This window comes from Sapientia aquatica (genome assembly GCF_004358105.1).
Classification (GTDB): Bacteria; Pseudomonadota; Gammaproteobacteria; order Burkholderiales; family Burkholderiaceae_D; genus Solimicrobium; species Solimicrobium aquaticum.
Genome location: NZ_SMYL01000009.1, coordinates 83,860 through 104,333, shown reverse-complemented (window position 1 = coordinate 104,333; position 20,474 = coordinate 83,860). Strand labels below are relative to the sequence as shown.

The 20,474-nt window shown below is 47.6% G+C and carries 20 protein-coding genes; 6 read left to right on the top strand and 14 right to left on the bottom strand.

All coding sequences use genetic code 11. From position 1 onward, the window contains the following. Positions 1 to 56 precede the first annotated feature (56 nt). Both E2I14_RS15145 and E2I14_RS15140 read left to right on the top strand, forming a co-directional pair. A complete protein-coding gene (locus E2I14_RS15145; protein ID WP_133330032.1) occupies positions 57 to 1,724 on the top strand; it encodes an acid phosphatase in 1,668 nt (555 codons plus the stop codon). A gap of 270 nt (positions 1,725 to 1,994) precedes the next feature. After that, entirely contained in the window at positions 1,995 to 2,675 is a 681-nt protein-coding gene (locus tag E2I14_RS15140; RefSeq protein ID WP_133330030.1) for a hypothetical protein, read from the top strand. A gap of 130 nt (positions 2,676 to 2,805) precedes the next feature. Here the strand turns inward: E2I14_RS15140 and E2I14_RS15135 are convergent, their stop codons facing one another. From E2I14_RS15135 to phaP, 3 genes are all read right to left on the bottom strand, one after another. After that, complete coding sequence (locus E2I14_RS15135; protein ID WP_133330028.1) at positions 2,806 to 3,741, bottom strand: CysB family HTH-type transcriptional regulator; 936 nt, start codon at positions 3,739 to 3,741, stop codon at positions 2,806 to 2,808. Positions 3,742 to 3,936: 195 nt separating this feature from the next. Continuing rightward, positions 3,937 to 4,797, bottom strand: a complete 861-nt coding sequence (locus tag E2I14_RS15130) for an EAL domain-containing protein (RefSeq protein ID WP_133330026.1) — start codon at positions 4,795 to 4,797, stop codon at positions 3,937 to 3,939. Positions 4,798 to 5,053: 256 nt separating this feature from the next. Then, the gene (phaP, locus tag E2I14_RS15125; RefSeq protein WP_133330025.1) at positions 5,054 to 5,626 is read right to left on the bottom strand and encodes a TIGR01841 family phasin; all 573 of its coding nucleotides are present in this window, start codon (positions 5,624 to 5,626) and stop codon (positions 5,054 to 5,056) included. Positions 5,627 to 5,954: 328 nt separating this feature from the next. Between phaP and E2I14_RS15120 the strand changes: the two genes are divergently transcribed. Together E2I14_RS15120 and pbpG are read left to right on the top strand one after the other, a co-directional pair. Then, entirely contained in the window at positions 5,955 to 6,635 is a 681-nt protein-coding gene (locus tag E2I14_RS15120; protein ID WP_133330023.1) for a nitroreductase, read from the top strand. A gap of 215 nt (positions 6,636 to 6,850) precedes the next feature. Then, the gene (gene pbpG, locus E2I14_RS15115) at positions 6,851 to 7,903 is read left to right on the top strand and encodes a D-alanyl-D-alanine endopeptidase (RefSeq protein WP_133330021.1); all 1,053 of its coding nucleotides are present in this window, start codon (positions 6,851 to 6,853) and stop codon (positions 7,901 to 7,903) included. Between the two features lie 54 nt (positions 7,904 to 7,957). On the opposite strand, the gene E2I14_RS15110 is transcribed toward pbpG, so the two are convergent. Continuing rightward, positions 7,958 to 8,743, bottom strand: coding sequence for an IclR family transcriptional regulator (locus E2I14_RS15110; RefSeq protein ID WP_133330019.1), 786 nt, complete (start codon positions 8,741 to 8,743; stop codon positions 7,958 to 7,960). A gap of 264 nt (positions 8,744 to 9,007) precedes the next feature. Here E2I14_RS15110 and E2I14_RS15105 point away from each other — a divergent pair, with 264 nt between their 5' ends. Continuing rightward, positions 9,008 to 9,406 (top strand): diacylglycerol kinase, encoded by a 399-nt coding sequence (locus E2I14_RS15105; RefSeq protein ID WP_133330017.1) that lies wholly within the window; start codon positions 9,008 to 9,010, stop codon positions 9,404 to 9,406. 261 nt (positions 9,407 to 9,667) lie between these two features. Continuing rightward, positions 9,668 to 10,117, top strand: coding sequence for a pilin (locus E2I14_RS15100; RefSeq protein WP_133330015.1), 450 nt, complete (start codon positions 9,668 to 9,670; stop codon positions 10,115 to 10,117). A 129-nt stretch (positions 10,118 to 10,246) separates the two neighbouring features. On the opposite strand, the gene E2I14_RS15095 is transcribed toward E2I14_RS15100, so the two are convergent. From E2I14_RS15095 to pilV, 10 genes are all read right to left on the bottom strand, one after another. Further along, entirely contained in the window at positions 10,247 to 12,592 is a 2,346-nt protein-coding gene (locus E2I14_RS15095) for a YgiQ family radical SAM protein (protein ID WP_133330013.1), read from the bottom strand. Positions 12,593 to 12,821: 229 nt separating this feature from the next. Continuing rightward, entirely contained in the window at positions 12,822 to 13,439 is a 618-nt protein-coding gene (locus E2I14_RS15090) for a riboflavin synthase (protein WP_133330011.1), read from the bottom strand. Between the two features lie 33 nt (positions 13,440 to 13,472). Beyond that, positions 13,473 to 14,573: a bifunctional diaminohydroxyphosphoribosylaminopyrimidine deaminase/5-amino-6-(5-phosphoribosylamino)uracil reductase RibD gene (ribD, locus tag E2I14_RS15085; RefSeq protein WP_133330009.1), complete on the bottom strand. Its 1,101-nt coding sequence runs from the start codon at positions 14,571 to 14,573 to the stop codon at positions 13,473 to 13,475. 87 nt (positions 14,574 to 14,660) lie between these two features. Next, the gene (locus E2I14_RS15080; RefSeq protein WP_133330163.1) at positions 14,661 to 15,188 is read right to left on the bottom strand and encodes a GspH/FimT family pseudopilin; all 528 of its coding nucleotides are present in this window, start codon (positions 15,186 to 15,188) and stop codon (positions 14,661 to 14,663) included. Positions 15,189 to 15,191: 3 nt separating this feature from the next. Continuing rightward, entirely contained in the window at positions 15,192 to 15,638 is a 447-nt protein-coding gene (locus tag E2I14_RS15075) for a type IV pilin protein (protein WP_133330161.1), read from the bottom strand. A gap of 2 nt (positions 15,639 to 15,640) precedes the next feature. Further along, a complete protein-coding gene (locus E2I14_RS15070) occupies positions 15,641 to 17,704 on the bottom strand; it encodes a pilus assembly protein (protein WP_133330007.1) in 2,064 nt (687 codons plus the stop codon). A 2-nt stretch (positions 17,705 to 17,706) separates the two neighbouring features. Beyond that, the gene (locus E2I14_RS15065) at positions 17,707 to 18,315 is read right to left on the bottom strand and encodes a pilus assembly PilX family protein (protein WP_133330005.1); all 609 of its coding nucleotides are present in this window, start codon (positions 18,313 to 18,315) and stop codon (positions 17,707 to 17,709) included. 54 nt (positions 18,316 to 18,369) lie between these two features. After that, positions 18,370 to 18,750 carry a GxxExxY protein gene (locus tag E2I14_RS15060; protein ID WP_133330003.1) on the bottom strand — a complete coding sequence of 127 codons (381 nt, stop codon included), beginning with the start codon at positions 18,748 to 18,750 and terminating at the stop codon, positions 18,370 to 18,372. A 36-nt stretch (positions 18,751 to 18,786) separates the two neighbouring features. Then, positions 18,787 to 19,713 (bottom strand): PilW family protein, encoded by a 927-nt coding sequence (locus E2I14_RS15055; RefSeq protein WP_133330159.1) that lies wholly within the window; start codon positions 19,711 to 19,713, stop codon positions 18,787 to 18,789. A gap of 11 nt (positions 19,714 to 19,724) precedes the next feature. Next, a complete protein-coding gene (pilV, locus tag E2I14_RS15050; RefSeq protein WP_133330001.1) occupies positions 19,725 to 20,279 on the bottom strand; it encodes a type IV pilus modification protein PilV in 555 nt (184 codons plus the stop codon). Positions 20,280 to 20,474: the final 195 nt, after the last annotated feature.

The window sequence follows — 20,474 nt, the reverse complement described above, 5'->3', positions numbered from 1 at the left end:
TAGTGCAAATTAGCACGACCAAGCCCTACCGCAACTGCTACTTAAAGGAAATGACTATGCAAAATAAAGATCAATCGCCTATCGCGACCAATCCTGACATCGTTCAAAATCCATCACGCCGCCGCTTGTTGCAGGCAGGCGCTGCCGCGAGTGCACTTAGTAGCGTTGGTGCGTTAGCGGGCACGGCTGAGCCCCAAGTGGCGGCTACAATCGGTACTTCGTTGAGCGCAAAGTTAAAGGCGAATATTAAAAATGTGGTCGTCATTTATCTTGAAAACCGCAGCTTCACCAACTTATTCGCCAATTTCCCCGGCGAATCTAAATCGCTCTCAGACCTCAGCGTGGCGGAATATCAACAAAAAGATCGTAACGGTCAAGTTTTGAGCGAGTTGCCCAAAATTTGGGGTGGCTTGGTACCCCAGTCGCAGACTTTGGGCGGCAAGCAATACCACATTGACGAGAACAACATTAGTGGTTTACCCAATGCACCGTTTGCGTTAACGGATGGTGAAGGCAAGCCACTTCCGGAAGGTTTAATCACTCGCGATTTATGCCATCTGTTTTATCAAAATCAGATGCAGATCAATGGTGGCAAGAATGATCAATTTGTCGCGTGGGCCGATTCAGGCGGCTTGGTGATGGGGCATTACGGTGCAACGCAACGTAACCTCGGTTTATGGCAAGTCGCCCAGCAATATACGATGTGCGATCACTTCTTTATGAGTGCCTTTGGCGGCTCGTATTTGAATCACCAGTTTTTGATTTCCGCGCGCGCACCTTTTTATCCTGACGCAGAAAATAGTCCAGCAAAAAATAAAATCGCCGTGACCGAAGATGGCCCAACCGGCACCCGATTGGCGCTAGATAAGGATAGCCCCGCTTCGGCAATCGACGGTAAGCCAAAATACGTGCGCGACGGCGCAATTACACCGGATGGTTACGCGATTAACACAATGGCGCCGCCTTTTCAGCCCAGCTATATAAAACCTGCTGACAATGGCGATCCGCACTTGGCGGACCCCAATAACGCCAGCACCTTGCCTCCGCAAAATTACGCAACGATCGGTGATGTATTGTCCCAAAAAGGCGTTTCGTGGGCGTGGTACGCCGGTGCGTGGCAAGAAGCCTTGGATAGCAAAGGCGGCGGCCCGCGTCCTAATTTTCAATATCATCACCAGCCGTTCAATTATTTTCAGCAATTCGCTCCCGGTACAGCAGCGCGCGCCCAACATTTGCGCGATGGCGGCACGGGAGACAGTCCGATTTCGAATAAATTTTTAGCAGATGTGGTCGCGGGAAAACTGCCTGCGGTGACTTTCTACAAGCCGCAAGGTAATTTAAATATGCATGCGGGTTATTCCGATATTGAATCGGGCGATCAGCACGTGGTGAACGTGATAGAGCATTTAAAACACAGCCCGCAATGGAAGAATATGTTGGTCGTGATTACCTTTGATGAAAACGGCGGTTGGTGGGATCACGTCGCACCGCCCAAAGGTGATCGTTGGGGCCCAGGAACCCGAGTTCCAGCAATCATCGTTTCGCCTTTTGCTAAAAAGGGTAATGTCGATCATACGTTTTATGACACCACGTCGATCTTGCGTTTTATCACGCGCTTGCATGATCTGCCGGTCTTAGAAGGAATCGCCACGCGCAATGCAGCCTTTGCAGCACGCGGTGCGCTACCACCGGGCGACCTAACCGGCGCGCTGAGGTTTGCCTAGTTCAGCCGAAAGAGCCGCTTTATTTGAGCGGCAAAGTCCTCTTATAGGGATTGGCCCAGTTTGGTGCTGCAGAATTATGTTTAATTGACTGTAGTTTTTAACATTAACTTAGGTCATTAAGTTATGATTGTTGCGCGGTAAAGCGATGTCGTTAAAGTAGTTGTTAAATCTGGCTTAGTGTTGGGTTTGTTGGTGTTAATTGCTTTAAACTTTTATCTGCTCGCTCTAGTCAATTCGGCCCCTATTCAAACTCCTTTTAAAGAGATCAGAATGCGATTTATAAATTCAAAAATACTCCGTATAGCAGTGTTATTTTTAGCCACACTTAATTTGGCTCACGCACAAAGTGTTGATGCGCCTACTTTTGTTGGAGGAGAAAAATGGGAATATCAGAAAAGAGATTTATGGACCGATAAGGTTTCTCAACGCTTTACCGTCAAAATTTTAGGCGTTAGTGGAGATTTTGTTCGACGGTCATTTGAAACAACCAATATTTCGAATAACGGCGAAATTATGAAACCCCAATCGTCGGAAATGACCGGCCGCGCTGATTTGAATGAGACAGTTATTTTCCATGGCGAAAAAATGACCAAACTTTGGTACCAATGGCCTCTGCAGCCTGGTAAAAAATGGTCCTTCCAGTTCCGGGCTGAATTGGCTCCTTCAGCACCTAACGCCGCGCCGCAAATAATGACAACCAATATTAACGCGGAGGTAAAAGGCTGGGAAACGGTTGAGATTGCTTCCGGCAAAGTGAAGGCAATTAAGATTGAATATAAATCCAATTGGACTACCGATTCGCCAGCTTCCACAGGCGATACTGTTAACACCGTTTGGTATTGCCCAGAGTTGAAAACCCAAGTCAAAAATGTATTTGAAACATTTGCTGCGGATGGATCGCCGCAAGCGCGCACGGTAACAGCTTTGGTACTATACCAAGCTAAGCCGTGAAGTCCAACGCATCGAATCCCTAGCCAAGAAACGGCCGGTAAATAAAAAATAGATTAGCGCATCACTAATCTATTTTTTTATTTAAATGCCTCGTCGGTAATATCAACGTAAGTCAAATCACAGTTTCCTTTCAACTTGCTTCCACTTCTTTTTGAATCGCCTCGCGCGACAACTTCGGTGAAAACTGTTGAATAAAATCGATCACATAACTACGTAAATAGGTTCCTCGTCGGACCGCTAAACGAGTAACGTTAGGCGCAAATAAATTTTGCGTCGGCACGGTTTTCAATCCCTGCGCACGCAATGAATCACCTGCCATCGAAGCCACAATTCCCACGCCCATGCCCAACGTAACATATTGCGCAATTACGTCAGCATCCATCGCAGTTAGAACAATATCAGGCCGCTCACCCGCCAACCTGAATGCTTCGTCGATGTGTCCACGACCCGTAAAGCCGACATCGTAAGTAATCAATGGCCACGTCGCTAAATCGCGCAAAGTTAGGTATTCATTGTTGTTGGCGAAGGCTAGCAAGGGATGGCCATCCGGCACGACTAATTCGTGATTCCATTCATAGCAAGCAAACGAGGCTAAATCTTTGTACTGGCTTAACCCTTCGGTGGCAATGCCAATATCGGCCTTACCTGACAATACTAAATCCGCAATGTGTTCTGGCGAACTTTGCTGCAAAGCGATGCGCACATCGGGAAAGGAATCACGGAAAGCTTGCACCACTGACGGCAACACATAACGCGCTTGCGTGTGCGTGGTCGCAATCGTGAGTGTACCTTTGGTGTGGTCAGCATAATCGTCGCTAGCGCGTTGCAGATTTTCGGCCTCAATGAGCAACCGCTCTATGATGACCAAAATCCCTTTGCCAGGCTCGGTTAAGCCAGTTAAGCGCTTGCCATTGCGTTCAAAAATCTCTACACCCAATTCCTCCTCAACTTCGCGGATTTGACGACTAACGCCAGGTTGCGAAGTGAAAAGTGTGTTGGCAACTTCAGTTAAATTAAATCCGCAGCGCGAGGCCGCGCGGATCGAGCGTAATTGTTGAAAGTTCATAGATTTGAGCAGGCCGGTTAAGTAATGAACGCGCACCTGCATTGCCAAGTGTCACGCTGCTTACCAAATTTTGGTTAGGCGTGCATCATTGCATATGAGTATCATAGATAAAACGATTGATTTTCTATTTCCTTACTACTTTTTTGCATAAAGAAAATTTAAAACGCTCAACCGTCAATTTTCGCGAGGGGGGAGTTATGCAGCGTGGCATTTTGAGCAAGTTTTACCCGACAAATGTTTAATCGGTTGGCTGAATAACGACGAGGACGGTTGATCAAATAGGAAGCCCTGCAGCAAGACTTCCCGTTTTATCCGCTGCGACAATTGCTCGATAGCGCGGTAATGGGGCTCATGCTCAAGGCGCTTAACGATGACGTTTGTTCTATTTCGCTCACTGACCGCCAGCAGTTTCTCGATTGACGCCAAATCAATATTTGCTGAGCCATCAATCTTCACCGCGTCCACATAACCTTGTTTGACTAATTCAATACCTTGCTCTGCCGAAGTCAAATTAAGCGCAATCCGAAAGCCATTGCGCCGATAATTGTCCGCCACGTGCGTCATGATCCAACGCTGATTTGGGGTAATGGCAGGCAATTCTAAAACGATGTGCTGATGCGGCAACTCTAAGGTATCCAAAATATGCCGAAACGACGCACCGTGATTTTGCTGAATAGCTGCGAGCAAACGCGAATGCACATTCAAATACAAATCCTGCCCGAAAGCCTGTGGCTGGCGGTAAAAGTTAATCGCATGGATGAGGCGGCATAAGCGATCAAGCTCGATTGATTCATCATCATTCGCCGAATGATCCAACAAACGCCACAAACTCAAGCCCTCAGACGTTTCCTGATTACTTAAATAACTACGAGCCAGTCCTTGGTAGCCCACAACCGGCAGCCCAAAGCTAGACCGAATCGGCTGGAACACGCTAGTCAAGGTACTCTGAAAATACCGCCCCTGCGCTTGTCCGGCGTCATTTATCCAAATATTAGTGTTAGCACTTTTGGTCGTGTACAGATGCGTAATGTATTTCTGCAAAGCAGCAAAAGCCATGAAAACCTCTTCGTTTTAACTCAATACGTCGAAGGATACGAGTTTGTATTGGCGCATGGAACGAATGGATTCGCATTTGGTTATGCATAAATTTGTGTTCTTTCGTCGCAGATATGAGATCAGCAAGGAAGAATGCCGATGCCTCAGGCAAAAAAATACCCCGAATAAATCGGGGTAAATTGGGGCTCATCTTTAATAAGCACCAAGGAGACAACTGGTGTTTTGCCCTCGGTTTAGTGAGGGCAATTAAACAAAATTACTGAGCTTTTTTAGCTGCGCGCGGCGCTGCTTTAGTTGCTGCTTGAGAAATTTGATTTACGGCTGTGTTCAAATTTGCTTCTAAAGTTTCAACAGCTTGCTTAGTTGTTTTGCTGAATTGGTCGTAGCTTGCGTTAGCATTGCCGATTGCTGATTTCAAAATTGCAATTGCGTTTTCGGAACCTGCTGGTGCGTTTTTTGAAATTTCTTCAACGAAAGCAACAACTTTACGGTTAGTTTCAGCAACGTGAGCTTCGGTTGTTTTAGCGAATTCTGCTTGAGCGCCAGCAGAGATAGATGCTAAGTGACGAGCGTATGCCAAAGCTTTGTCAGCGTTTGGTTGTGCGTGCGCTGTGGTCAGGTTCAAGAATTCTTGCGCATCTTTAGCTGCCAACAATTGCTTGGCTGCAGCGTTGGATTCTTCGAACGATGTTTTAGCGACGGTCAAGTTTAATTCAACAACTTTTTCAACGCTTTCGATAGCTTTGCTGGTGAATGCGGACAATATAGCGAGTTGAGCATCGAAGTTAGCTTTAGTTGCCGCAGAAAACTGTTCAGGTAATGTAAACATAAAATTCCCCTTTTAAGGTAAATGTGAAAAAAAGTTTGATATTTGCTGTGTTACGTTTTCTGTTTTAAATTCAAGTGCTTTAATTATTGTGCAGCGCAACAATTGCTATTTTAGTGAAATAAAAAAACGTGTCAAGTACTTTTTTGTGCGCTGCACCAAAAAGTGTTGCGTTTCGTCAAAACCCGATTTCTATGTTCTTTAGAGCAATTTCAGTGCAAGCGGAGAAACAACAACTAAGTCTATAATCCACCGACTATGTGACAACGTGATGAAGTGCTACTAATTGATTTAGCGTTATTTTCTTTTTTAACCGAGGCAGAGGAACACTATGATTGAAACAGCTGAACAGAAAATAGTTGATGAAGTTATTGCGGCTAGGCGCTCGATTCGGGCTTTTTTGAGCAAACCGGTTGAGAGGGAAGATATCCAGAAAATTTTGGAAATTGCTGCACGTGCACCATCGGGTACGAATACCCAGCCTTGGAAAGTGTATGTGCTCACAGGCGGAATCAAACAGCAATTAAGCGATGAGATTCTGCAGGCGCACAACAATCCCAACAATACCTACAAAGAGGAATACAACTACTACCCAGTGCAATGGCTAAGCCCTTATTTAGAGCGTCGTCGCAAAGTGGGCTGGGATTTGTATTCTTTGCTTGGCTTGGGGCGTGAGAATAAGGCCGGGATGCATGCCCAGCATGGACGCAACTACACTTTTTTTGATGCGCCGGTTGGGTTGATTTTTACGATTGATCGCGTCATGCAGCAAGGCTCTTGGCTGGATTATGGGATGTATTTGCAAAACGTGATGTTGGCTGCAAAAGCGCGCGGCTTGGATACTTGTCCCCAGGCAGCGTTTACCCAATATCACCAAATCATTCAAAAAACACTGAATTTGCCAGATCAAGAAATGGTGGTCTGTGGAATGTCGTTGGGTTATGCCGATCCAAGCAAAATTGAAAATTCGCTGGTGACAGAACGTGATTTGTCGATGATTAAATTTTTATAAGTGTCGATTAGGTTCAAATTAGGTTCAATAATGGGCGCGGTAGTGGTGAGCGATCATGCAAACTACCCGCCCATTATCGTTTTACAATGTTGTGATTCTTTTTAAGAAAACCCAATAAGTCCTTCATTTATTTATAATTTTTTGGTAATTCTCTTGTAAAAAATCAGAAATTTGCTACACTCCGGCTAATGTAAAATCATCGTCAGGAGAATCAAATGCTGAAATTTTTCACGGCATTTATCGCGGCTTTAGCGATTACCAGTCCCACCATCGCTCAAACGCAATCTCAAACAGCACCTTCAAATTCTACTGCTTCGCCAGCAGCAACGACTGCCGCCGCTTCTTCCAGCGCAAAAGCTGCGCCCAAAAAATCGACCAAGCCATCCAAAACTACCACGAAAAAAGTCGCAAAAAAATCGACTAAAGCAAAATCAACTAAAAATGCGGTTGAGGCGCCCGACAAGCCTAGCATCGGCGATTTGGAAGGCTTACAACGTACGTCTGATCCATTAGCGTTGAAATCCAACGCTGCATTGGTCGTTGATCAAGCCAGCTCACAAGTTTTGTTTGAAAAGAATTCCTCCGTCTCCTTGCCTATGGCGTCGATCACTAAATTGATGACAAGCTTAGTGGTGCTCGAAGCAAATCAGGACATGGATGAAGTATTGGAAGTAACCAATGCGGATATCGATACGGAAAAAGGCAGCAGCTCGCGCTTAAAAGTCGGCGCTAAATTAAAACGTTCCGACATGATGCACATCGCGCTAATGAGTTCAGAAAATCGCGCTGCTTCGGCCTTGGGGCGTAATTATCCAGGTGGATTGCAAGCCTGCATCGCTGCGATGAATGCCAAAGCCAAGCAATTGGGAATGAACGATACGCGCTATGCCGATCCGACTGGGTTGAACAGTCAAAACGTGGCTAGCGCACAAGATTTAGCAAAACTCGTTACAGCAGCTTATTCGCAGCCCTTAATTCGTCAGTATTCAACCGATACCAAGTACGTTGTAGCGCCCGGCGGACGTAACTTAGAGTACGCGAGTTCCAACCGCTTAACGTCGAGTTCGGATTGGGAAATTGGTCTGCAAAAAACCGGTTATATTTCTGAGGCAGGTCGCTGCTTAGTGATGCAAGCAATGATCGATGGCCGCGCGATTGTAATGGTGTTTTTGGATTCTAAAGGCAAGTATTCACGCTTTGCCGATGCTGGGCGGATTCGCAAGTGGCTTGAGGGAATTCATACGACCGCGAAAGCGGATGTGCAGTAAGTACAGCAGCGCAGCTAAGTGAACAAAAAAGCGGATTTTGATAATCCGCTTTTTTTATCGTCCTAGCTCAAATCCCAGGGTGGCGGAGATTTGATTGGCCGTGGCGACTAAGGGCTCAAGCCAATCTTCCATTAGTCGATCCGCTGGAGCGGAAATAGACAAGCCGGCAATCAACTTACCGCTATCGTCCATAATGCCTGCGGCCATACAGCGCACTCCCAATTCTAATTCTTCATTGTCGCGTGCATAGCCTAGTAGGCGTACTTGTTGTAGCTCGTTTTCTAACTTGGCTAAGTCGGTGATGGAATTGCGATTATGTCCTGCTAAACCTGTACGAGTGGCATAGGCGCGGATTGCTTTGGGCTCATCGACCGACAGAAATAATTTGCCGGTGGAAGTTAAATGCAGCGGTGCACGACCACCAATGGCGCGCACCACTTGCATTCCAGAACGCTCAGAAAAGGCGCGGTCGATATACACAATTTCGTCGCCTTGACGCACCGATAAATTAACTGTTTGATGGGTTTGTCGATGCAGTGAACGCATGGCGTCGATGGCGGCTTCACGCACGTTTAAGCGGCTTTTTACGATATTGCCTAATTCCAAAAGCCGCATGCCCAATCGATAGGTTCCCGGTTCAGAGCGATCAACAAAGCGGGTCAGGACCATGTCGTTTAAGATGCGATGCGCAGTCGAGGGATGCAGACCGGTCACCGCTGAAAGCTCTTTTAAACTGACCGGATCGGGATAGGTTGCTAGCGCGTCGAGCAAGGACATCATACGTTCGATGACTTGGATGGAGGTTTTACTCGTCTCGCTTTGGGAAGTGCTGGTATTCATTTTTCACGATGTGGTTGGTGCGATGCGGCATTTATTTTATCTCACAATGTGAAAAATAGGGTAAGCGATTTGTGTTGTGGTGGAAATATTCTAGATTCGCTCAAGATGCTTGTCACTTTCTTGTCTCTTTTGAGCTTTATTATCGCGATACTTGATCTAAGAGACTCATTTCTAACAATGGTAAGATCGCGTCAGTGCCATGTCGCGCCGCTGATCGCAGCAATATTCCCAGTATTGGCCGTAATTTAATAGGAAATACACCTTATGTCGGAACAAGATCCTCAACTGGTTAGTGAGTTTAAAAGCAAAAGCGGCGTAAAACGGATTTTTTCCGCTTTCTTCTATTCGATTGATGGCTTTAAAACCGCGTGGAAGCAAGAACATTCATTCCGGCAAGAATTGGTGTTGGTGGTGTGTGGAATTATTGTTGCATTGCTTTTGCCAATTTCTGCTTACCAAAAACTGATGCTAATCGTTGTCTTGCTGCTGATTTTAATCGTGGAATTGATTAATTCTGCGATCGAGGCGGTGGTTGATCGGGTCTCGTTGGAGCGCCATTCTTTGTCGAAAAACGCTAAGGATTTTGGCAGCGCCGCGGTCTTGTTGACTTTGTTGATTGCGGGGGCAACATGGGCTGTTGTATTGTACGAACGATTTAGCTGATTGGTTATTAATCGTTCGTACTGCGGCAGTCTTGAAAAACACGGTGCGCCGTGTTTTTTTTCGTTCAACGTTTAGTCCACGCAAAAACTAAAACTCGAACGAATAAGTTAATTTACTCAATTTAATGGAACTTTAATAATATTTTACCAACTAACGCCGTTCTTAATTTTGTTTAACTAGTTTTTTGTGTTTACTTTAAACGGGAAAAATAAATTAAGGATGTTATTTATTCGGTCGGAGAATTTATTAAAGGAGCTGCAAGTGAAGATCAAACAACAAGGTTTAACGTTAATTCAAATGCTGAGTTTGATCGGCTTTATCGGAGTTTTGGTCGCCATTGCGGTGCCTTATGCGCAGAGTTATGTGGCTAAAGAGCAATTCAGTCCAACTTTGTTAGGGATGGAAACGTATAAAGCGGCAGTGGAAAGCTGTATCGCCCAATTAGGAACGCATGAGGGCTGCAATTCAGGTCTGCATGGTATTCCAGTGAAAATCGACATGGTTGCCGCCGACGAGCAAAATAAAAATGGTGTCAGCGGTTATGTCGTGCAAGACGGCGTGATTACGGCTGAGCACTATGCGCCGATCGCGGGCGTTGCCTATCCGACCTATAAATTGGTGGCCCGTGCAAAGGGCAGTTTGACCGAGTGGGAGGCAAATCCTCCGGGGAAGATGGGAACTTGCGTTGCCGCAGTCCCTGCGTTTTGTTGAACACCGATACGCAACTAATTTGAGTTGGGGCGAACCAATTTGCGCTGGTTTTAATTTGATTTGGAAAACAAAAAAAGCACGAAATCAATTCGTGCTTTTTTTGTTTGCTCTACTTTTTAGCCAGTTGGATTATCGGCCCGCAGCTTTGTTACCTGTGCGTCGCGCGCCTGCTTGCGGTGTCGCCGTTGTAGGACGCTTTGCCGTCGTTGGACGAGCGATTCCTTTGGCGGCGGCAGTTGGTTTCGCGGCTGCTGCTTTGACTCCATTTTTGACGCTCGTTGTGCTGTGCTTTACGGTTTGCGCCGTCGCTTTTCCAGCAGCGAAGGCTTTCGCATTTTGTGCGACTAACGGTTTTTGATGGCGTTTTACTGCCGCCAGTTTGACCGCTAATGGTGAATGTTCCGATGGCACTAAATGTTTATCGCCACTGCCAATCAAATCGCGCCGTCCCATACGTACCAACGCTTCGCGGATGATAGGCCAGTTATCTTGATCGTGATAACGCAGCAGCGCTTTGTGCAAACGACGAATGCGACCGGTACGCACTGTTTCCACCGTTTCTGAATCTTCGGTGACCTTCTTCAATGGATTTTTACGGCTGTGATACATCGCCGTGGCCAGCGCCATAGGCGTTGGCATAAAGGTTTGTACCTGATCCAATTTGAAATTATTTTTCTTCAACCACAGCGCCAAATTCAACATATCTTCGTCGGTCGTGCCGGGATGCGCTGCAATGAAGTAGGGGATTAAATACTGCTGCTTGCCCGCTTCTTTGGAATACTTTTCGAACATCGCTTTGAATTCATCGTACGCGCCCATGCCCGGTTTCATCATCTTGGATAATGGGCCAGTTTCCGAATGTTCTGGCGCGATTTTCAACAAGCCGCCAACGTGATGCGTGACTAATTCTTTCACGTATTCGGGCGATTTCACCGCCAAGTCGTAGCGCAGGCCGGAGCTAATTAAAATCTTTTTGACGCCAGGAATCGCGCGGGCTTTGCGGTACAGCGAAATCAGTTTGCTGTGATCGGTGCCCAAGTTAGAGCAAATCGTTGGGTACACGCAGGACAAGCGGCGGCAAGATTCCTCGATGCTTTTCTCTTTGCACGCCAAGCGGTACATATTGGCGGTTGGGCCGCCCAAATCAGAAATCACGCCGGTAAAGCCTTTGACCTTGTCGCGGATTTCTTCGATTTCTTTCAGAATCGATGGCTCGGAGCGGCTTTGGATAATGCGGCCTTCGTGCTCGGTGATCGAACAGAAGGTGCAGCCACCAAAGCAACCGCGCATGATATTGACGGAAAAACGAATCATGTCCCAAGCCGGGATTTTGGCATTGCCGTAACTCGGATGCGGTGCACGCGCATAGGCCATGTCGTACACGCCATCCATCTCATCCATGGCTAAGGGCAGCGGTGGTGGGTTCATCCATACATCTCGATTGCCGTGCGCTTGGACCAAGGCGCGGGCGTTGCCCGGATTGGAATCCAAGTGAAATACGCGCGAAGCATGGGCGTACATGACGGGATCGTCTTTGACTTCTTCATAGGACGGCAGGCGCAAAACGGTGCGCTCACGAATCGCAATGCTATTGGCTAACCGTTCTTCTCGGCTCATGATCTTGATCGGTTTGACCGTTACTGCTTCGGTCTCCGCTTTGCCTGCCGCGTCGCTAGCAGCAGTTGCGCACGTCTCAGTTGATTCGGCGCCAGTCATTAAATACGGGTTGATGTGTTCTTCGATTTTGCCGGGAGTATCGACTTTGACCGAGTGAGTTTCAATCCAATCGGGCGCAGGTTTCCAGCCACTTGGGACGATAAAAGCGCTGCCGCGCAAATCGCGTATCGTGCTGATTTTTTCGCCCGCCGCCATGCGATGGGTGAGCGCTAACAGGGCACGTTCGGCATTGCCGAACAATAAAATATCGGCTTTGCAATCGAGCAAAATCGAGCGGCGCACGGTGTCTGACCAGTAATCGTAATGCGCGATGCGGCGCAAGCTGGCTTCGATACTTCCGGCAACAACGGCCACGCCAGGATAGGCTTCGCGCACTTTTTGACCATACACCATGACTGCGCGATCAGGCCGTTTTCCCGCTTCGCCATTCGGTGTGTAGGCGTCGTCTGAGCGGATTTTGCGGTCAGCAGTGTAGCGATTGACCATGGAATCCATGTTGCCAGCGGTAATGCCGAAATACAGATTTGGTTTGCCTAAAGCTTGAAAGTCATCGACCGAGCGCCAATCGGGTTGGCTGATAATACCGACCCGAAATCCGTGCGATTCAAGCAAACGCCCAACCAAGGCCATACCAAAGCTTGGGTGATCAATGTAGGCGTCACCGGTTACCAAAATCACGTCGCAGCTATCCCACCCAAGCGCGTCCATTTCGGCGCGTGACATCGGCAAAAAGGGCGCAGGCTTGGCCGTTTTTTCACGATAAGCAGGATAGGAGAACAGATTTTTAGGTGCGGTCATGGCGGGATTTGAGACGGAAATGAATGGGCAAAGGCGCTGATCGATGCAATGACGCCGTGATGTTTAGCTAAGTCATTGATTAAGCGGCTTTTTGTAAGACGGTAGTATACGCTTTTTTCGGGCTTTACGTTGAAAGCAGGAAATACTTTAGACGGGTGTTATATATTTGAAACGTTTTGTGCGGAATGTGCAGGTGCGTGCCCGATTGATTCAGGCACGCACAGTGGAGTTAAACCTTATCGACGCTGAGCATGCGTTCGACATACCGTGCAATTAAATCAATTTCCAAATTAACTTTGGAGCCGACTTTTAAATACTGCAAGGTAGTGACTTGCATCGTATGCGGAATTAAGTTGATGGAAAATTCACATTGTTCTGCCAAATCGGTGACGCGATTCACCGTCAACGACACACCATTGACCACGATAGAACCTTTGTAAGCCAAATATTTGGCCAGGTTTTTTGGAGCGGCAATGACCAGTTCCCACGATTCATTGACTTGGTGAAATTTGACGACGGTGCCTAAACCATCAACATGTCCCGAGACTAAATGTCCACCGAGGCGGTCGGCTAGGGTTAGCGCTTTCTCTAAATTGACCGGACCGGGTTGGTCTAAGCCCGACGTTAAATTCAAACTTTCGCGCGAAATATCGATACAAAATTCGTCCGCAGTTTTGCTCACGACGGTCATACACGCGCCGTTAATGGCGATGGAGTCACCCAGTACCACATCGGCCAGCGGCAATGCGCCAGCGTTGATGGTGAGTTTTAATCCTGCGTCTGATTCGGTGGACAGCGGCGTTGCTTTGGTGATCTGGCCGACAGCGGCGACGATTCCGGTAAACATAGTGAGTATCCTTTAGTTAAAAATAGAATGGGGTTAAGCGTGCTTTTTAAAGCGAGCAAGCAAACGAATATCAGCGCCAATTTGAGTGACTTGATGAAACGATAGCTGCTGGATGTCACGTAAATCGGTTAATGCGGGTAGTTCAAACATGCCGCGCGCGTCGCCCAATAGGCTGGGCGCTAAATACACCAATAACTCATCAACGCAGCCTTCACGGATCAAGGAACCGTTGAGTTTGGAGCCAGCTTCGATGTGTAATTCGTTGATTTCACGCCGACCCAGTTCGCGCATTAATTCGGGCAAATCGACCTTGCCATGCGCGTTTGGCAAATACACACATTCGGCGCCGGCGGCAATCAGTTCAGCTTCACGCTCTGGATTGCGTTGTGCATGAACGATCAACGCGCCGCCGTCTTGCAACGCTTTGGCGGTGATTGGGGTTTGCAGTTTGCTGTCCACAATAATGCGCTTTGGTTGGCGCGTGACAGGAAACGCGCGCACTGTTAATTGCGGATCGTCTTCCAGCAAGGTGCCGATGCCGGTCAAAATCGCGCAAGCTCGAGCGCGCCAATGGTGGCCGTCGGCGCGGGCTTCGGGGCCTGTAATCCATTGGCTTTGATTATTGTGCAGCGCTGTTTTACCGTCCAAGCTGGCGGCGGCTTTCATGCGTACCCAGGGCAATCCTGTGCGCATGCGTTTGAAGAAACCAATATTCATTTCATAGGCGGCCGCTTCGAGTAATGGCGATTGCACCGCGACACCGGCTGCTTTAAGTTTAGCTAAACCGCGCCCTGCAACTTGAGGATTGGGATCAAGAATCGCAGCGACAACGCGCTCAATACCCGCTTCGATCAATGCATCGGCACAAGGTGGGGTGCGACCAAAATGGCTGCACGGCTCCAACGTCACATAAGCTGTTGCGCCGCGCACATCGTTACCGCGACTTTGTGCGTCACGTAGTGCTTGCACTTCGGCGTGCGCTTGTCCGGCGGGTTGGGTAAATCCAGCGCCAATGACTTGATTATTTTTAACCAGAATGCAGCCTACGCGCGGATTGGGTGTGGTGGTAGTTAACCCTTTTTCTGCCCAATCCAAGGCCAGTTGCATTGCTTGTTGATCCGATAAAATTTCCACGTTGCGCTTTGACGTTAGGTCATAAAGGACGGAATTTTACCGTATCGTGAACTAGTTGGCTGCTTAGTTAGCTAGTTAGTTACCGGCTTAGTTTGCAGTACTAACGCAGGTGTCGTTGTCGGGATTGATTATTTTGCAAATGCGGGTGCGGCCAATAAAGTTAATGACCACATGACGATTTGTGTCTTCAATGGCAATCCGAATATGTCCACTTTGCGCGCTATATGCGCTGGCTTTGGTGCGCGATCTGCCGCTACCCGCATACCCAAAATAGGTGCCACCATCGGTCGATTTGCTGGTGATGCTTAAGGATTTGGTTGCGTCAAGTCGATGGGTGCTGATGATAGTTTCGCCCGCTTGAATCATCCAGCCATTTGTCCAGTCCCCGTCGATCGCTTCCATACGAACTAAATCGTTGCGTTTAATCGCTTCCGATCGGGCCAACATTAAGCCGCGCTGGACTTCGTGTGCGAGCATTGACACGCGAATCTCGCGCATCAATGCGGTGAAACTCGGTGTCGCGATGCTCAATAAGATGCTAACGATGGCGAGCGTTACGATGATTTCTACTAAGCTAACACCGCGCTGCTTAATGATGGATGCGATTTTAGGCATGAATCACCAACAAGCTGAGTTAGGTGAGGTGCCTTTGGAATAGGATTTATTGTTAGCGCTATCCAGCACCAAATCACCGCAAATTGGATCGTTAAAGTCTATCGGCGTGGCGGTAAGTTGCACGCACTCTTTTAATGTTTTTCCATGGCAGGCTTGGGCTGATAATTCGTAATGACTCGTGCTTTTCGATTCGCCCGACCATTTTTTAAACGACGCCTGATCGTTCACGCTGTTGAACTCGGCATAGCTATTCTTCTGGGTATAAAAGCGTTCTTGTTGTTGCATAACGTTATATAGGGCGGTCTTGGCTTCGGTGCGACGCACCTTCAAGATTGCGTCGTGATACATCGGAAAGGCAAGCGTTGCGACGAGGGATAGCAAGGCAAGCGCTATCACTAACTCGATCAACGTTATTGCGCTTTGCGGTGTTAGCTTGTTTATTTTTTTCATGCTTATTTTGAATTCTGAATTGAATTTAGCTCGCGCCAGTTTTGAATTTCTCGCCAACTCAGTCGTCCCGCTCGGCTGGCGCTGACTGATCCTGATTCGATGATTTCAACTGAATTGCCGCGCGCATTTGGCTCAATGGTGATAACCGAATAATTGGTCCTTTTGACCGTTCTGCCGCCGGCTTCTTTGAAAGTATTTTCAGAATCCAGGACAACGATTGGTCGAGTCAAAACGACATTGGTCGTGCTGTAGCCGGTAATAGAATCCTGACTCGCAGAAAAACCTGTCAACACATTTATGGCATAAGAATTGCTGCTCGGCGCTTGTAAATTAGTTCCGGGTGTGTGGGTGTTGAAAAATACGTATCCGTGTTCTGCCACGGCTGGCTCAATGCTGCGTTCGCCGGATTTATTGGAGCTGGCAAAGTCGATGTACCAGCCTTTTTTATCCGAGGAATTTTCTCCGTAATTAAAAGCGGCACCAGAAACCGTATTGCCCGTTTTGCGCCACTTTGTTGTGCGCGTCAACTTCCGCTGTGCCAGTTCGTCCCGCCCCGATATTGCTGCGTTTCCTTTGGTGCTGTCCCGCACCGCATAAAAGCTATTGGTTTTGAATGCTTGTGGATCTTTGTCCGCCGCTTCAACGTATTTACTGGTTCCGAATAGCACTAGATACCCGCCTTGCGGAGCGTTCGTGATGAGTGGTTGTGCGCTAATCGGTTGACTGTTTCCTTGATGGTCTTTGGCGGTAAAAATAATGCGAGCTACATTCGGCTTATCGAGGTCTTTTTGAAGATCAAAGCGCCAAAGATTGCCCTGCAAATCGCCGGCATAGGCCAACTTTGCAGCACCTTGTGCGGATAAAGCAAAGGCAGGAGCGGCTAAAGCATTGGCATTGTGTGGATTGCTATTGGCAGCTTTTATCTTGAAATAATTGCGATTCAACATCCAAGGTTCGGAAGATTTTTTATCGAGTGAGAGTAGAAATAAGAAAGCATCTCCGTTACGGTTGGATGAGTTATAGCCGCTGGGAATGGCTACGAAATAAGCTTCACGACCGCGATTGGTGGTGAGTTTTATTATTCTTGGTGCGCAGGTGATATACCCAATGTCGGCATCGTCTTGTTCGGTAAATTCAAACAATGCGCCAAGTCCATTCATAAAATCGTTTGGCATGCTGATATCCAGAGCGAAAACTCCTTTTGCTCCGGCTCCCATGCCAGCACTTAATACGGTTTTCCAAACGCCATCAATTTGGACTGCTCGAATACCGATATTGCCATCCATGTACGCATCATGTTGATAATTAATGGAAGTCAGCTTTGATAACTTCGCGATTAATGGGCTGGGAATGTAGGCGAATAATTCGGAACCACTTTCTGCGTCAAATGCGTGCAGCATTCCGTCGTTGGCACCTACATAGACGACATCTGGTCGGCTGCTTTGATTGGTTAAAAAGCGTTGGGCTTTTTTGTCCGCGTTGGCGTTACCTGCTTTGCCAACTAAAACAGGAATGCTATGAACAATATCGCCGAGCAGGCTGCTACGTTTTCGGAATGTGGTGTTGGTGATGGTGATGGTTGAGGCGCTTTGTTCTAGTTCGCGCTCACCGGACAAATAGCGAATCCTTTTTTCCCCTAATTGAGCATCGAAGCTACCGCCAGCAAGTGCGCTAAGCGCCATCTGATCTTTGTGGGGCAAATTAGTTAAGTTAAATAAAACGGTTTTATTGGTCACCGAATTGTAGGTTGCGATGGTGCGTGGATTGTACGCTTCGGTCAGCAATTCACCCGCTTCCCAACTCGGGTTCGCCCCAAGCTTAAAGGAATTATCCGCATTATTGACCAACATCCGTTTGTGTAATTTCCCTGACCAATCGCTACTTTGATCGCTGGTTTGAAAAACGTAGGATGCTTTTCCAGTGTTGAGCGTTCCCGCTGGGGTGATTTTCACTTGTCCATCAAGCGCTTCTTTGGCTAAGTCGATAAATGGCGAGGCGGCTGAGGTAATAGATGCGGCTAAAGTGATGCAAAGCGCTAATGCCGCTTTCTTATTGAGGTCGAGCATAGTTAAATCTTTCTATATACAGCTTGCAGTACAACCTGTGTTTCTGCATCACTACCAAATCCAATGGCCGTAATGCGGTACATAAATTTTCTCGCGCTGGTTTGCCCCGGCGTATTGTCGGGTATTAGTTCAATGACGTAGCGCGGCAGGTAAATCGAAAATGGTCCTTCGCCATGCGGCATCGTCTTGCCGGTGAAACGACCGAATTCGACGGAAGCTGAGTTCTCGTCAATTTTTGCAAGTTCAACCGTTTGCCAAGCAGGTTTCTGACCGACAACCTGCGCGCAGAGGCCTTGGTAACGATTGGTATTGCCCGCATTGCAGCCGACAGCAAACCCCTCTGGCGAGCTAGGTAAAAAAATTTGGCTGCGTGAACTGCTGTGGGTGGAATTCTCAATATCCAATTCCGCATCCGCCAGTGCTGATTGAGCGGCTTGAAATGCGACGATGCGATCTCTGTCGTTACGCGCCGCTTTTTCATTGATCCACGCCATACTCGCCAGTGATGTGCCGAGTAGGAGAAGCACCGCTAACATGACAAGTGCCACGATTAGCACAGCGCCATGTTGGCGGCTTGATCGGAACTTTGACTGATTTGTGAGCGTGGCCATAGCAAGAACGTGGACAGGGAAATAAGCAGAATATTTGATGAGCCGACCAGCCTGTTATCGCGTAATTAGTTCGATAGTCGCATTCGGTTGAGTACCAAAATTGGCCAGTATCGCCAAACGACTTTTAGACGTTTTGAGAAAGTTACTCACCCGCGCGACATGTTCGTGCTGGGTTGTCGGTAACACTTTGATTTTCACCGCGATTACGCCGTGGCAAATGAAATGCGGTAAAGAGTGAGTCAATTTGTGTGCCTGTTTTCCAACTGAAACGGATGGCTGAAAGTTGGAATAGGGAATGCCTAGCTTAGTAAATTCCGCACTAAGTTCCTGTTGGTAATCGGCCTCGGCTAAATTCCGTCCTAATTTTTGATAAACATTACCGACGGCGCGTTGGATTTGTAAGCACTCTAGTTGGTACCAAACTGCGTTATGCATAATTAACTCCTTTTCGGTTCAGGTAAAACGGTGCACCTATTGCTCGCTTGAATTCGGATTATTGAGCTCGATGGTGGTGCTATAAATTTTGCGGAAATAAGCTTGAGCGGATTTGGGAAGTTTCGCCTCATCCAATTGAGTTCCCGCATCGTTTTGGTTGTTATAAGTTGGTCCAAAAAGTGTGTGGATAGTTGCTTCATCCATTCTTGATTTGCTGCTACCCCTAATTAGCAAGGCAACCTTTACTGAGGTAACTTTTTTCCAATGGGTTTTCTTACTTAATTCGCTGGGGCTAATGTGCGCGTCCAGTGCTGCAATGTCTGTTGCGCTTAAAAATTGTTCGGTCGGGCCATTGCCGGAGGAACCAAAGTTAATTCCGTATAGCACTTGAAACGATTCAATGCCTAGCGCGATAGAAATGCTTTCATACGAGCCTTTTTTTCCGCGGTATTTGCAAAATAAGGCCGGTTCGCCCGAGCTGTTGGCGACGTAATAAATACTCCATGCGCGGGTATTTTCGGCAGCTTCTGCGTACCCAGCGCAATTGAGTATGGAGCCATCTGCTGGTTGGCCGGAACCTTCAAAGCGCAGCGCTAGGATGTCACTCGAATTGTTGCTGCTAGCGATTGGTTGGCTAATGTTTGCGGTCTTGGCGCTCATGCTTTTTGCATCAAAACCCATGACGTTGGCGTCCCGTGCTTCGCTCGATTCCAGCGATGTATCCAATTCGTCGTAGTTCAGGTAGCCAGCTTGCCTCACGCTTCGGCTGATATTGTCCAGCGCGAATCGAGCGGTGTCTTGCATGGCAGCTAGGTCGGTTTGTGCTGCTTGGGTTGATTTGCTGTGTACGACAATTCCAGTGACGATTAAGATCAAAACCAGCCCCAACGTTAGCGCAATCATGACTTCAATCAGCGTTAAACCCTGTTGCTTTGATCGGTAAAAAAATATTGGGAGGCGCATAGCGTTTCCTTTTAAGGCGATATGGCCAACGCGAATTTAGGGCTAGCGAGGGTGTTTTGATCGGCTTGCTCGGTCCAACCGAGCTTAATTACGATGGCCGCGTCAGCGGAACCTGCGCATTCCCATCGTAATTGCTGGGTTGAGCTATCCCAAGGCTGGTCATCGCGGCAAACAACGGCTTTCGCGTTCGGCAACGCTTGATGGATATGCGCCAGCCACTCGTGAACGGTCGCCTCGGCTAATTGGGAAGGGTTGCAGCGCCGCTGGTAGCAACTGGCGCTGGATTTCGGTGCGTCTTCGTTGGCGCTGTAATTGATTTGAAGATAGCGATTATTGGCATTGGGATCAGTGGATTGATTGCTACGAATGTTGTTCGCCATTTCATTGGCTAATTGCACCGCCTGACTATAAAAATTAGATTGCTGGGTGGTTTGAAGCGAGTGAATTTGCAGCCGAATGGTGCCGATGATGCCGATCGCTAAGACCAATACCGAAACCAATACTTCAATCAAACTAAAGCCTCGGTGATTTGTTGTCGAAAATTGGTGATTGTGTTGACAGTGCATCGCTTACCAAGCCCAGAAATATTAATTAATAAATAATATAGTGTACATTTTTATAACTTTTGATTCTAGTTAAATGTGTAGTTTGTGACTATTTTTGACCCAATTTGATTAAAGATTGCTGAATAAAAACAGTTCCGTGCAGAACTTTTTTCCAAGAGGCAAGTCTTAAGCCCACTTCATAGACCTAGAACTAGA

What these genes read in the sequence shown, in the direction of transcription:
- E2I14_RS15065 (WP_133330005.1), bottom strand. Translation starts at nt 18,315, where the DNA reads ATGGCCACGCTCACAAATCAGTCAAAGTTCCGATCAAGCCGCCAACAT.
- E2I14_RS15070 (WP_133330007.1), bottom strand. Translation starts at nt 17,704, where the DNA reads ATGCTCGACCTCAATAAGAAAGCGGCATTAGCGCTTTGCATCACTTTA.
- E2I14_RS15120 (WP_133330023.1), top strand. Translation starts at nt 5,955, where the DNA reads ATGATTGAAACAGCTGAACAGAAAATAGTTGATGAAGTTATTGCGGCT.
- E2I14_RS15145 (WP_133330032.1), top strand. Translation starts at nt 57, where the DNA reads ATGCAAAATAAAGATCAATCGCCTATCGCGACCAATCCTGACATCGTT.
- E2I14_RS15075 (WP_133330161.1), bottom strand. Translation starts at nt 15,638, where the DNA reads ATGAAAAAAATAAACAAGCTAACACCGCAAAGCGCAATAACGTTGATC.
- E2I14_RS15090 (WP_133330011.1), bottom strand. Translation starts at nt 13,439, where the DNA reads ATGTTTACCGGAATCGTCGCCGCTGTCGGCCAGATCACCAAAGCAACG.
- phaP (WP_133330025.1), bottom strand. Translation starts at nt 5,626, where the DNA reads ATGTTTACATTACCTGAACAGTTTTCTGCGGCAACTAAAGCTAACTTC.
- E2I14_RS15140 (WP_133330030.1), top strand. Translation starts at nt 1,995, where the DNA reads ATGCGATTTATAAATTCAAAAATACTCCGTATAGCAGTGTTATTTTTA.
- E2I14_RS15110 (WP_133330019.1), bottom strand. Translation starts at nt 8,743, where the DNA reads ATGAATACCAGCACTTCCCAAAGCGAGACGAGTAAAACCTCCATCCAA.
- E2I14_RS15135 (WP_133330028.1), bottom strand. Translation starts at nt 3,741, where the DNA reads ATGAACTTTCAACAATTACGCTCGATCCGCGCGGCCTCGCGCTGCGGA.
- E2I14_RS15095 (WP_133330013.1), bottom strand. Translation starts at nt 12,592, where the DNA reads ATGACCGCACCTAAAAATCTGTTCTCCTATCCTGCTTATCGTGAAAAA.
- E2I14_RS15130 (WP_133330026.1), bottom strand. Translation starts at nt 4,797, where the DNA reads ATGGCTTTTGCTGCTTTGCAGAAATACATTACGCATCTGTACACGACC.
- E2I14_RS15060 (WP_133330003.1), bottom strand. Translation starts at nt 18,750, where the DNA reads ATGCATAACGCAGTTTGGTACCAACTAGAGTGCTTACAAATCCAACGC.
- E2I14_RS15080 (WP_133330163.1), bottom strand. Translation starts at nt 15,188, where the DNA reads ATGCCTAAAATCGCATCCATCATTAAGCAGCGCGGTGTTAGCTTAGTA.
- pbpG (WP_133330021.1), top strand. Translation starts at nt 6,851, where the DNA reads ATGCTGAAATTTTTCACGGCATTTATCGCGGCTTTAGCGATTACCAGT.
- E2I14_RS15105 (WP_133330017.1), top strand. Translation starts at nt 9,008, where the DNA reads ATGTCGGAACAAGATCCTCAACTGGTTAGTGAGTTTAAAAGCAAAAGC.
- pilV (WP_133330001.1), bottom strand. Translation starts at nt 20,279, where the DNA reads ATGCACTGTCAACACAATCACCAATTTTCGACAACAAATCACCGAGGC.
- E2I14_RS15055 (WP_133330159.1), bottom strand. Translation starts at nt 19,713, where the DNA reads ATGCGCCTCCCAATATTTTTTTACCGATCAAAGCAACAGGGTTTAACG.